The sequence below is a fragment of the Paraburkholderia sediminicola genome (assembly GCF_046026855.1).
GTDB classification, from domain to species: Bacteria; Pseudomonadota; Gammaproteobacteria; order Burkholderiales; family Burkholderiaceae; genus Paraburkholderia; species Paraburkholderia sediminicola_A.
Genome location: NZ_JAQQET010000042.1, coordinates 28,454 through 40,487 on the forward strand (window position 1 = coordinate 28,454; position 12,034 = coordinate 40,487).

General features: G+C 60.6%; 9 protein-coding genes. 6 read left to right on the forward strand and 3 right to left on the reverse strand.

Going from position 1 to position 12,034, the window contains the following annotated elements:
* Positions 1–143 precede the first annotated feature (143 nt).
* Complete coding sequence (locus tag PQR40_RS33730) at positions 144–887, forward strand: GntR family transcriptional regulator (RefSeq protein WP_408336364.1); 744 nt, start codon at positions 144–146, stop codon at positions 885–887.
* Positions 888–1,220: 333 nt separating this feature from the next.
* Positions 1,221–2,531, forward strand: coding sequence for an MFS transporter (locus tag PQR40_RS33735; protein WP_408336088.1), 1,311 nt, complete (start codon positions 1,221–1,223; stop codon positions 2,529–2,531).
* Between the two features lie 156 nt (positions 2,532–2,687).
* Here PQR40_RS33735 and PQR40_RS33740 read toward each other — a convergent pair whose 3' ends face one another.
* From PQR40_RS33740 to selD, 3 genes are all read right to left on the reverse strand, one after another.
* Positions 2,688–3,743, reverse strand: a complete 1,056-nt coding sequence (locus PQR40_RS33740; protein WP_408393570.1) for a permease — start codon at positions 3,741–3,743, stop codon at positions 2,688–2,690.
* A gap of 28 nt (positions 3,744–3,771) precedes the next feature.
* Positions 3,772–4,839: a tRNA 2-selenouridine(34) synthase MnmH gene (gene mnmH, locus PQR40_RS33745; RefSeq protein WP_408393567.1), complete on the reverse strand. Its 1,068-nt coding sequence runs from the start codon at positions 4,837–4,839 to the stop codon at positions 3,772–3,774.
* A gap of 130 nt (positions 4,840–4,969) precedes the next feature.
* Complete coding sequence (selD, locus tag PQR40_RS33750; protein ID WP_408336094.1) at positions 4,970–6,034, reverse strand: selenide, water dikinase SelD; 1,065 nt, start codon at positions 6,032–6,034, stop codon at positions 4,970–4,972.
* Positions 6,035–6,240: 206 nt separating this feature from the next.
* On the opposite strand from selD, the gene fdnG reads away from it, so the two are divergent.
* The 4 genes from fdnG (at position 6,241) to fdhE (ending at position 12,013) form a co-directional block, all read left to right on the forward strand.
* Positions 6,241–9,309: a formate dehydrogenase-N subunit alpha gene (gene fdnG / locus PQR40_RS33755; protein ID WP_408393565.1), complete on the forward strand. Its 3,069-nt coding sequence runs from the start codon at positions 6,241–6,243 to the stop codon at positions 9,307–9,309.
* A gap of 9 nt (positions 9,310–9,318) precedes the next feature.
* Entirely contained in the window at positions 9,319–10,251 is a 933-nt protein-coding gene (fdxH, locus tag PQR40_RS33760) for a formate dehydrogenase subunit beta (RefSeq protein WP_408393563.1), read from the forward strand.
* Positions 10,238–10,903, forward strand: a complete 666-nt coding sequence (locus PQR40_RS33765) for a formate dehydrogenase subunit gamma (protein WP_408240263.1) — start codon at positions 10,238–10,240, stop codon at positions 10,901–10,903. Before fdxH ends, PQR40_RS33765 begins: the two co-directional genes overlap by 14 nt.
* A gap of 114 nt (positions 10,904–11,017) precedes the next feature.
* A complete protein-coding gene (gene fdhE / locus PQR40_RS33770) occupies positions 11,018–12,013 on the forward strand; it encodes a formate dehydrogenase accessory protein FdhE (protein WP_408240266.1) in 996 nt (331 codons plus the stop codon).
* Positions 12,014–12,034 lie beyond the last annotated feature (21 nt).

Genomic DNA, 12,034 nt, shown 5'->3' on the forward strand with positions numbered 1-12,034 from the left:
CATGCTTATCATGTAGTCATATATATGACTGTATGAATGGTGGCCGCAAAACCATGAAAAGTCATTGAGTATTAACCCTTGCTCACGCCGCCGCCGCGGGATGTTGTACAGTAGTTACTCCTCTGAACAACTATATGATTACTATGGAAGCGGCCTCTTTCGTGACCAAGCCGGATGGTCGGTTGCCCCGTTATCAGCAATTGCGTGACGACCTGGTTGGCCGCATTGCCGCAGGTGAGTGGGCGCTGGAGGAAGCCATCGCCACAGAGGCGGAGTTGGGGCAGTTCTATAACGTCTCCACTGGAACGGTTCGTAAGGCAATTGATCTGCTCGTTGTCGACGGCGTGCTTACGCGTAGCCAGGGCAAGGGCACGTTCATTCGCCGGCCTCGTTTCGATTCGTCGCTGTTTCGCTTCTTCCGTTTCAAGTCGCGCAGCGGTGAGCCGGTGCGGCCGACAGCGCGCGTGCTCAAGCGTGAAATCGTGAAGCCTGGCGAAGAAATTCGCTCTACTTTGCGGATGAAAGGCTCCGAGAAAGCCATCCACCTGTCGCGTGTGCGACTGATCGAAGGTCAGGCGGTTCTGTCTGAAGAAATCTGGTTGCCGCGCGGGCGTTTTGAACCGTTGGCCACGTTGCCGCTCGGTGATTTCGAGGACTTGCTGTATCCGTTGTACGAGCGCCTTTGCCGGCAGATCGTGGCGTCCGCTACGGAAATTCTAAAAGTAGAGCAAGCCACGTCCGACGACGCCTCGCTTCTCGATGTGAAACTCAGCAGCCCCGTCATTCAGGTTCAGCGTGTCGCGTCGGACTTTGCGGGTACGCCGTTCGAATGGCGCAGCACGCGCGGGGCCGCCACGGCGTTTCAGTACCAGGTGGAAATTCGCTGAGCCAGCGGCCCGTTGGAATACCGCAGGGCTGATTCGGCGTGTGATCGATCGCGCTGTATCAGGCCTCGCTTCATCGGCTGCGACGGGGTCTATCTTGATCGGTCCCGCGCTTGCTGGTGCGCCTCAGCCTCAGCCTTACCCACCGTTTCTTGAACACAGCGCCGCCAGGATCGCTGGGACGGTACGCGCCTATTCGGGTATCACCTCATGGCGTCCAATGCCAATTCATATAAACATATATATGACTACATCATATCTGGCCGTTTTCTCGACGTAGCGGCTGCTGTGCCGTGAGACGAGTGTCGATGGCGGCCGGCGAAACCCGGAGCAGACATGTCGACGCAGGCAGGATTTGAGCAGCAGGTAATGAAGAAGATGGCGTGGCGGCTCATGCCGCTTCTGATCGTCATGTTTCTGATTTCGTTTATCGACCGCCAGAACGTCGGTTTCGCCAAGCTGGAGATGGTGCACGCCCTCGGCATGACGGAAGCTTCATACGGGCTGGGGGCCTCGCTGTTCTTCATCGGCTACCTTATCTTCGAGGTGCCGAGCACATTGGCGCTGCATCGTTTCGGCGCGCGGACCTGGCTCGCACGCATCATGATGACCTGGGGTGTGGTCACGGTGCTGATGGCGTTCGCGCGCTCGTTGCCCGTCTTCTATTCCTTTCGCTTCGCACTGGGCGTTGCCGAAGCCGGTTTTTATCCCGGCGTCATCTACTACCTCACGCAGTGGTTCCCACAAAGCTATCGCACCAAAGTACTGGGGTTCTTCACGCTGGGCAGTTCGCTTGCCAACATGCTGGGCTCGCTGGTCGGCGGTCTTCTGCTGACGCTGGGCGGCACGGGGGGCTTCGCGGGTTGGCAGTGGGTGTTTATCGCCACCGGCATTCCTGCCATTCTGATTGCGTTCGTCGCGCTTAAATATTTGCCGAATTCGGTGAAGGATGCGCCGTTCCTTTCGCAGCAGGAGAAAGACGTCGTCATCGCCGCGCTCAAGCGGGAAGCGTCGGATGACGCTAAAGCGACGCGGCCTTGGGGCGCGTTGCTCGATCCGAAGGTTCTCATGTTCGCGTTGACGTACATGCTGATGTCGACGTCGCTGTACGGGGTGACCTACTGGATGCCGACGCTGCTGAAAAGCGACGGCGTGTCGTCGTCGCTGAACGGTGTGTTGAACATGATTCCGTGGGCGCTCGCGACGCTGCTTCTGCTGTGGTTGCCGGGCAAGCTCAAGCGTGAGCGTGTCGTCCTGAAGGCGATGAGCGTGGTGGCCGGCATCGGCGTCGTTTGCTTCGCGTCGAGCCTCGTCCTGCCGACCGCGTCGATGCGCTTCGCCGCGCTGTGCCTTGGCGGAGCATGTATTCCCTTGCTCTATCCGTGTTTCTGGTCGCTGCCCCCGCGGTTCTTTTCGGGCGCGAGAGCCGCGGCTAGCGTGGCGGCGATCAACGCGATTGGCAATCTCGGCGGCTTTGCCGGGCAGAACCTGATGCCTTATGTCGGCAAGGTGGCACACAGCCATGTCGCGCCGATGCTGGTGCCTACGGCGTGCCTGTTCGCGTTGGGGATCGGCACGGCGCTCGCCGCGCTGATCGGCGCGCGTCGCAGGATGACGCTCGAGTCACCGACGATTCGTCCGACTTAAGCCGTCTCGTTGATCCCCTCAAGGGCGGAGCAGATCGAAGCCGGCTAGCGCGACGACCCCACTGATGACGATCAGGGCCACCGAATGCTGTCCGAAGTAGAGAAGGCCCGCGGCCGACCAGCTCGTTAGACAGAATGCTGCAATACGTTTCATCGTTTAGAAGCCCAAAGCAATAGCCAATAACCCGCTGACCACCCCGCAAGCCACCACTGCCAGCGTCACCACCGTCAGCACGCGACTGGGAAACGAACGGCCGAGCATCGCCATTGATGGCACGCTGATCAGCGGCAGCGTCATCAGCAATGCGCCAGCCGGTCCGGCGGCCATGCCGAAGGAGAGCATGGCCTGAATGATCGGCACTTCGCCAGCGGTCGGAATCACGAACAAGGTGCCGGCAATCGACAACGCAATGATCCACAGCAGGCTGTTATCGATGCTGGGTCCGATGTGCGGAAACAGCCATGCCCGCGCTGCGCCGAGAATCAGCACCAGCACGATGTATTCAGGAATCAGCCGCAGCGTCATGGTTCCGAGGATCTTCACCCAGCGCGTGAACGCGGTGCCTGGATCGTCGCGGGTGACCAGTTGCGCCATGGCTTCGCGCGACGCTTCGGCTTCTTTCGGGGTGACCATACGGTTCACCAGATAGCCGAGTCCGAACACCATCACGAGGCCCAGGGCGAGCCGCAAGCCCATCCATTGCCAGCCGAGCACGAAGCCCATGAAGATCAGCGTGGCCGGATTGAGGGCCGTGTTACCCAGCCAGAACGCGATCGCCGCGCCCGGTGCGGCTTGACGGGCGCGCAAGCCGGCCACGACCGGCGCCGCGCAGCATGTGCACATCATGCCCGGCAACGACATCAGGCCACCCTTCACCACACTGCTGAAGTCGCTCCGGCCGAGCGCACGCGCGACCCACTGTGGCGGAATCAACGCCTGCACCGCCGAGCCCAGCAGAAGGCCCAGCACCATGGCTTGCCAGATCGCCTTGCCGTAGGCCAGCGCGTAATCGATGGCCGCCTGCCACGACGCCGCCGGCGCGCTCGACGACGTGCCCATCAGGATCGACTTGCCGATGGAGTGCTGGCTCGCGGCGACGAAGGCGCGGTTGTAGTACGGGAACCACTTCACATAGAAGAGGCCGGCGACGGCGATCAGCAGAAACACGATCCAGCCAAGGGCGACTCGGGGCTGCCGAAGGGTTGATTGCATGATGGATGGTCTTAACTTTAGTTTTGGATCAGATGACGGCGAGTGCGCTGTTATCGAGTTGAGCGAGGAGTGCTTGTGCCTGCTCCACGACATCGGCGTCGTTGGGTCGAAAATTCATTTGCAACGCACGCGGCAGGTGGACGAAATGCTGATGGCTGCTGCGTGCGTATGCCGGATCATAGTGCCGTTCGATCAGCTCGCGGGCGAGTTCAGCCCGGCTATTTTCATCGACGAGGTGTTGCCAGCCCGTAACACGCTCCCGGCTATGCAGGCCGATCATCTTCTGCAGTTGCGTTTTCAACGATTCCGGATCGTCGAACAGATGCGCATAGTCGTGCAGCAGGAACGCCGCGCGGTCTTCGTGGCTCGATAACACGTCGACGCAGGCGCCCTGATGAAACGTATCGAGGAGCGCGAGCGGCAGCGAAATCGAACCAATCCGCCGGCTTTCCGCTTCGACGAATACCGGCCGTTTGGGATCGAACGTGCGCAGGGCGCTCACCAGCAGCGTGTCGAAGCGCTTCTGCGACGGTTGCGTAACGCCTGCCCACGCGCCGAGCAGCGAGCCGCGATGGGCCGCCAGCGCTTCGAGATCCAGCGTCTGCGCACCGGCCTGATTCAGCGCTTCGAGCAGGCGTGTCTTGCCGCTGCCTGTCGGGCCTACCAGCGCGATGTAGTTGAATGCCTTCGGCAATGAGTCGAGGGTGTCCAGCGTTGCGCGCCGATAGCCTTTATAGCCGCCGTCCAGCTGACGTGCCGGCCAGCCGATCATATTGAAGAGTGTTGTGACCGAACCTGAGCGCTTCCCGCCGCGCCAGCAATAGATCAGCGGCCGCCAGTTGCGTGGCCGGTCGGCAAAAGTCGTTTCCAGGTGATGCGCGATATTGCGCGCAACCAGCGCCGCGCCGATCCGCGTGCCTTCGAACGGCGAGACCTGTTTGTAAGTCGTACCGACCAGAACCCGCTCTTCGTTGCTCAGCACAGGCGCATTGAGCGCGCCGGGAATGTGGTCTTCGGCGAATTCGAGAGGCGTGCGCACATCGATGATTTCATCGAAATCACCGGCTTGATCGAGGCGGACGAGTAGGTTTTTCAAGGGCTTACGGACGAAACGAACCGGCGGGAGGAGCGAAATTATCGCATGCTCCGTGAATGCCGGCTGGCGGGCCGTTCAGCCCCGCTTCCAGACCGTGCGCCTTGCCTCGCCCACAAACCCCACTTGCTGGTCAGATCACCTCGACTCGCTTTTCTCCGCTGACCATTTCCCCGATTACGCGCGCCTCGTCGAAACCGTCGGCGCGGAATAGGGCGAGTACCTCGTCGACCGCTTCCGGCGCGCACGAAACCAGCAGACCGCCCGAGGTTTGCGGATCGGTGAGCAGGGTGCGGGCAGTCGACGGCAATGAATTCGGCAACAGGATGTCTTTGCCGTAAGCGTCCCAGTTACGCCCCGAAGCACCGGTGAAAATGCCGGCCTCCGCAAAGCTGAGCACGCCCGGCAGCCAAGGCAAATCCGCATAGCGCACGCGGGCGGTCAGATTCGAGCCGCGCGCCAATTCCAGCGTATGACCCAGCAAGCCGAAACCGGTGATGTCCGTGAGGGCGTGCACGCCGCCGAGCGCGGACAGCGCCGCGCCCGGCCGGTTGAGCTTGGTCGTGGCCGCGATCATCGCGGCATAGCCGTTTGAATCGAGCCGGTCCTTTTTCAATGCCGCCGACAGTACGCCCACGCCCAGCGGCTTGCCGAGGATCAGCACGTCGCCCGCTTGCGCACCGGCATTACGTTTGACCCGGCGCGGATCGACCACACCGATCGCAACAAGGCCGTATATGGGTTCCACCGAATCGATCGAATGGCCGCCAGCGAGCGGAATGCCGGCCTCGGCGCAGACGGACTCGCCGCCCTTCAGCACCGCTGCGATCACGTCGTGCGGCAGCACATTGATCGGCATGCCGACAATCGCCAGCGCCATGAGTGGCTTGCCGCCCATGGCATAGACATCGGACAGCGCATTGGTTGCGGCGATGCGGCCGAAATCGAACGGATCGTCGACGATCGGCATGAAGAAGTCGGTGGTGGCGACGATCGCCTGCTCATCGTTGAGCCTGTAGACAGCCGCGTCGTCGGCGGTATCGTTGCCGACCAGCAGGTCGGGAAAGAACGGCAGCGGCGCGCTGCGCTTGAGCAGATCGGCGAGCAGGCCGGGGGCGATCTTGCAGCCGCAGCCTCCGCCGTGCGACAGGCTGGTCAGGCGGGGTGAATGGCTTGCGGCAGGGAGGGTATCGGTCATTGTGGAGCGGATTTCGGGCTTCGAATGACCGCATTATGGCGGTTGTTCGCGCGTGGCGCAGGACGGCGGCCACCCACCGGCTTCGTTGAAATCGGCTGTGACGCTTCATATTTGACAATGTCATTCAGATGCACAGTCTCGCTGCAGGACTTCATATCGGCTTCTATAATCGATTTTAGTATCCCCAAAAAAGCTGAGGCCATTACATGACCCACATGTCCCGGCGACAGTTTCTGAAGGTCTCCGCCAGCACGCTCGCCGGATCAAGTTTGGCCCTCATGGGCTTCTCTCCGGCACCCGCGCTAGCCGAAGTCCGTCAGTACAAACTGTCGCGCACAACTGAAACCCGCAACACCTGCCCGTACTGTTCGGTGGGCTGCGGCATCCTGATGTATGGACTTGGCGACAACGCCAAGAACGCAAAGTCCAGCATCATCCATATTGAAGGCGATCCCGATCACCCGGTGAATCGCGGCACGTTGTGCCCGAAGGGCGCGAGCCTGATCGACTTCATTCACAGTCCGAGCCGTCTGAAGTATCCGGAGTACCGCGCGGCTGGATCGAATGAATGGACGCGGATTTCGTGGGAAGACGCGCTAGACCGTATCGCCAAGCTGATGAAGGAAGACCGCGATGCCAATTTCGTCGAGACGACGGAAGACGGCAAGAAGGTCAACCGCTGGCTGACCACCGGCATGCTCGCTGCATCGGCCGGTAGTAATGAAGTGGGATATTTGACGCACAAGACTGTTCGCAGTCTTGGCATGCTCGCATTCGATAATCAGGCACGTGTCTGACATGGCCCGACGGTGGCAGGTCTTGCCCCGACGTTTGGCCGTGGAGCGATGACGAACCATTGGGTCGACATCAAGAACGCGGACGTGATTCTGGTAATGGGTGGCAATGCAGCCGAGGCGCACCCGTGCGGGTTCAAGTGGGTTACGGAAGCGAAGGCGCATCGCAAGGCAAGGTTGATCGTGGTCGATCCGCGCTTTACGCGTACGGCATCGGTCGCGGACTACTACGCGCAGATTCGAACCGGCTCGGACATCGTGTTCCTGGGCGGGGTGATCAACTATTTGCTCACCAACGACAAGATTCAGCACGAGTACGTCAAAAATTACACGGATATGCCGTTCATCGTGCGCGAGGATTTCTCGTTCACGGATGGCCTGTATTCCGGCTACAACGCGGATAAGCGCAGCTACGACAAGAGTTCGTGGGATTACGAGCTCGGCGACGACGGCTTTGCCAAAGTCGATCCGACGCTGCAACACCCGCGCTGTGTCTATCAACTGATGAAGCAGCACTACTCGCGCTATACGCCCGAGCAGGTCGAAAAAGTCTGCGGCACGCCAAAGGAAAAATTCCTGAAGGTGTGCGAGATGCTGGCATCGACGGCCGTCCCTGGGCGCGCCGGTACGATCCTGTACGCGCTCGGCTGGACGCATCACTCGGTCGGCTCGCAAATCATCCGCACGGGCGCGATGGTGCAATTGCTGCTGGGCAACATCGGCATTGCGGGCGGCGGTATGAATGCGTTGCGCGGTCACTCGAACATCCAGGGGTTGACCGACCTCGGCCTGATGTCGAACCTGTTGCCAGGCTACATGACTTTGCCGATGGAAGCCGAGCAGGACTTCGACGCGTACATCAAGAAGCGCGCAACCCAGCCGTTGCGTCCGAACCAGCTCAGCTACTGGCGTAACTACCGCGCGTTCCACGTCAGCTTCATGAAGTCGTGGTGGGGCGATAACGCGACCGCCGGGAACAACTTCGGTTTCGACTATCTGCCGAAGCTCGACAAGTCGTACGACATGCTGCAGGTCTTCGAGCTGATGAACCAGGGCAAGATGACCGGCTACATCGCGCAGGGCTTCAACCCGCTCGCCGCGGCGCCCAACAAGGCGAAGATCGGCGCGAGTCTGGCCAAGCTGAAGTGGCTCGTCATCATGGATCCGCTCGCCACTGAAACCTCCGAGTTCTGGAAGAACTTCGGCGAGTTCAACGACGTCGATCCAGCGACGATCCAGACGGAAGTGTTCCGGCTGCCGACCACGTGTTTCGCGGAAGAGCGCGGCTCGCTGGTCAGTTCCAGCCGTGTGCTGCAGTGGCACTGGCAGGGCGCGGAAGGCCCGGGCGAATCGAAGAGCGACCTGGAAATCATGTCAGGGCTCTGGCTGCGCATTCGTAAGGCTTATAGGGAGAACGGCGGCAAGTATCCCGATCCGATTCTCAACATGAGCTGGCCGTATTCGGACCCGGAAAGCCCGACGCCTGAAGAAATCGCCATGGAGTTCAATGGCAAAGCGCTGGCTGACGTGACCGACGCTACCGACAAAACCAAGGTGCTCGCCAAACAGGGCGAGCAGTTGGCGGGCTTCGCGCAGCTTCGGGACGACGGCAGCACCGCAAGCGGCTGCTGGATCTTCTGCGGTGCATGGACTCAGGCGGGCAACCAGATGGGGCGCCGCGACAACTCCGACCCGACCGGCATCGGCAATACGCTGAACTGGGCGTGGGCGTGGCCTGCGAACCGGCGGATTCTGTACAACCGTGCTTCGTGCGATGTCGGTGGCAAGCCGTTCGATCCCACGCGCAAGCTGATCGCGTGGAACGGCAAGGCGTGGACAGGAGCGGATATTCCTGACTTCAAGGTCGACGAACCGCCTGAAAACGGCATGAATCCGTTCATCATGAACCCTGAGGGCGTCGCGCGTTTCTTCGCGCGTGACGGTTTGGTGGAGGGGCCGTTCCCCGAGCACTACGAACCGTTTGAAACACCGCTCGGCTACAACCCGCTGCATCCGGACAACAAGGCGGTCGTCAGCAATCCGGCGGCGCGCGTGTTCCCGGACGATCGGGCCGCGTTCGGCACGCATGAGAACTTCCCGCATACGGCGACCACCTATCGTCTGACCGAACATTTCCACTACTGGACCAAGCACGCGCATTTGAATGCGATTGTGCAGCCGCAACAGTTCGTGGAAATCGGCGAGGATCTGGCGAAGGAGGTGGGCGTAGTCGCGGGGGATCGCGTCAAGGTGTCCTCCAACCGCGGGCACATCATTGCCGTGGCGGTCGTAACCAAGCGGATCAAGCCGCTGATGATCGAAGGGAAAAAGGTCCAGACAGTCGGGTTGCCGCTGCATTGGGGCTTCAAGGGACTCGCGAAGCCGGGCTATCTCGTCAATACGCTGACGCCTTCCGTAGGCGACGGGAATTCGCAAACACCGGAATTCAAGTCGTTTCTTGTGAAGGTCGAAAAGGCATAAGGAAAAGAGATGGCACTGCAATCACTGGATATCAAACGCCTCTCGGCTACCACCGTGCCGGAGACCCAAATCCGCGAGCCGGTCACGGGAACGGTCGCCAAGCTCATCGATGTGTCGAAGTGCATCGGTTGCAAGGCGTGTCAGACAGCGTGTATGGAATGGAACGATCTGCGCGACGAGGTGGGCGTCAATCACGGGGTATACGACAACCCGATGGATCTCACTGAGCATTCGTGGACGGTGATGCGGTTCTCGGAATACGAGAACACCGAAGGCGATCTCGAGTGGCTGATCCGCAAGGATGGCTGCATGCACTGTGAAGATCCGGGCTGTCTGAAGGCCTGCCCGTCGCCGGGCGCGATCGTGCAGTACACGAACGGCATCGTGGATTTTCATGAGGAAAACTGCATCGGCTGCGGCTATTGCATAACCGGTTGCCCGTTCAACGTGCCGCGCATTTCGAAGAAGGACAACCGCGCGTACAAGTGCACGCTGTGTTCGGACCGCGTGGCTGTCGGTCAGGAACCGGCGTGCGTGAAAACCTGTCCGACCGGCGCGATCATGTTCGGCACCAAGGAGGACATGAAGCAGCAGGCGGCGGATCGGATCGTCGATCTGAAGGAGCGCGGTTTCCAGAACGCGGGTCTGTACGATCCTGCCGGCGTGGGCGGCACGCACGTGATGTACGTGCTCCATCACGCCGACAAAGCCAATCTGTATCACGGCTTGCCGCAGAATCCGAAGATCAGCGCGATGGTTTATCTGTGGAAGGGGCTGGCGAAACCGCTGGCGCTGGCTGGCATCGCGTTTGCCGCGTTGGCGGGGTTCTTCCACTACACGCGCGTCGGCCCGAACGAGGTGACGGAGGCGGACGAAGCCGAAGCACAGCACGAAGCCGATGAAGCACGCCGTTCGCAGGAGGCATCCGATGAAGCACGCTGAAAACCATGAGCACGTTGTGCTGAAAGACGTGAAGGGTAACAGTCTGATCCAGCGCTATACGCCGAATGAACGGACGAATCACTGGATCACCGCCATCACGTTCGTCTTGCTGGCGCTCTCCGGCCTCGCCATGTTTCATCCGGCGATGTCGTGGCTCTACGCGATCTTCGGCGGCGGGCAATGGACGCGAATTCTGCATCCGTTTGTCGGCTGCGTGATGTTCCTGTCGTTCCTGATTCTTGCGTTGCGTTTCTGGCACCACAATTATCTCGACCGCGCCGACATCCAGTGGATGAGGCAGATCGACGACGTGCTCAACAATCGCGAGGAAAAGCTCCCCGCGATCGGTAAGTACAACGCCGGTCAAAAGCTGCTATTTTTCACCATGGTGATCTGCCTGCTGCTGTTGCTGGCGAGCGGCATCGTGATCTGGCGGCGCTATTTCTCGTTCTATTTCCCGATCGAGGTCATCCGCCTCGCAGCACTGGTTCATGCGGCTGCTGCCTTCGTGCTGATCGTGGGAATCGTCGTGCATATTTATGCGGCGCTGTGGATCAAGGGATCGATCGGGGCGATGACGCGTGGTACCGTGACCTACGGCTGGGCGAGAAAGCATCATCCGAACTGGTTCAAGGAAATAATCGGCAAGTAGGATCGCTAAGAAGCGCGGCGCAACTTGCCGCGCACCGCACCTTGAGCCGCCGCGCGCGTTCGATGAACTGCGGCGGTTCTTCAGTTTTCAGCGCAGTTTTTAGAGGTTGATACTTTGGTTCAACGCATTCTTGAAGCCGGCGATATCGAGTCGCTCGATCACACCGCGATTCCCCGCATCCGTACGCCGGAACGGCTGGTGGTCTTTTCGGCGCGCGCCGCGCGGTTGCGCCAGCTCGCGGCGCGCAGCAATCCGATTGCCGGCTATTTGCGCCTGATGGCCGTGCTGGCAGATGCGCAGCAAGCCGTGATCACCGGCTTCAAGGCGAAGCCGCCCAGCGCCGAACTGATCGCGAGCGCGCAACAGCATTCCATGCCGCTGATTCCGGCGCTCTCTGGCGTACGCGATCCGGCGTGGCACGACGTTTTGCGTCAATTGCTCGACAAGGTGAAAGCCGCGGGTCCGCTCACGCCGCCGCTCGAAGCGCTCATTGAAAAGCTGCGAACACTCGATCAAGCCACCCTCGATACTCAGGCTGACGCGATCTTCGCGCAACGCTTCGGGGAAGTCGATCCTGCGAGCGCACCGTTCATCATGGCCGCGCTACAAGTGGTGTGGACTGACCTCGCCGCCGATATCGACAAGCGCGCAGTGCCGTACATCGAGACGCTCGGCCTGTGTCCCGTATGCGGATCGCATCCAGTCGCAAGCATGGTGCGCGTAGGCGGCACATATGACAATTACCGCTACCTGCAATGCGGCCTGTGCGCGACTGAGTGGCACATGGTCCGTTCGAAATGTTCGACCTGCGACTCGACCAAGGGCATTGCCTATCATGCCGTCGGCTCGCAGGACGCCGACGAAGCCACCCGGGAAGCCGATACGAGGAATGCGTTTTTGAAGGCGGAGTCGTGCGACGAATGCCATACTTACCGGAAGATCGGCATTCAGTCGAAGGACTACGATTTCGAACCGTTCGCGGACGATCTCGCCAGTCTCACGCTGGACCTGCTGATGGGAGCGGAAGGTTACCGGCGCGCGTCGCCGCATCCGTGGCTCTGGCCGGAGCGGGCCGATAGCGCGGCTGAGCCTTCCGGCGTATCTGGCTGAAGCGCGACTGAGAAAAAGGAT

Excerpts from the sequence above, each read along its gene's own strand:
- PQR40_RS33735 (WP_408336088.1), top strand. The coding sequence starts at position 1,221 with ATGTCGACGCAGGCAGGATTTGAGCAGCAGGTAATGAAGAAGATGGCG.
- fdxH (WP_408393563.1), top strand. The coding sequence starts at position 9,319 with ATGGCACTGCAATCACTGGATATCAAACGCCTCTCGGCTACCACCGTG.
- PQR40_RS33730 (WP_408336364.1), top strand. The coding sequence starts at position 144 with ATGGAAGCGGCCTCTTTCGTGACCAAGCCGGATGGTCGGTTGCCCCGT.
- selD (WP_408336094.1), bottom strand. The coding sequence starts at position 6,034 with ATGACCGATACCCTCCCTGCCGCAAGCCATTCACCCCGCCTGACCAGC.
- PQR40_RS33765 (WP_408240263.1), top strand. The coding sequence starts at position 10,238 with ATGAAGCACGCTGAAAACCATGAGCACGTTGTGCTGAAAGACGTGAAG.
- PQR40_RS33740 (WP_408393570.1), bottom strand. The coding sequence starts at position 3,743 with ATGCAATCAACCCTTCGGCAGCCCCGAGTCGCCCTTGGCTGGATCGTG.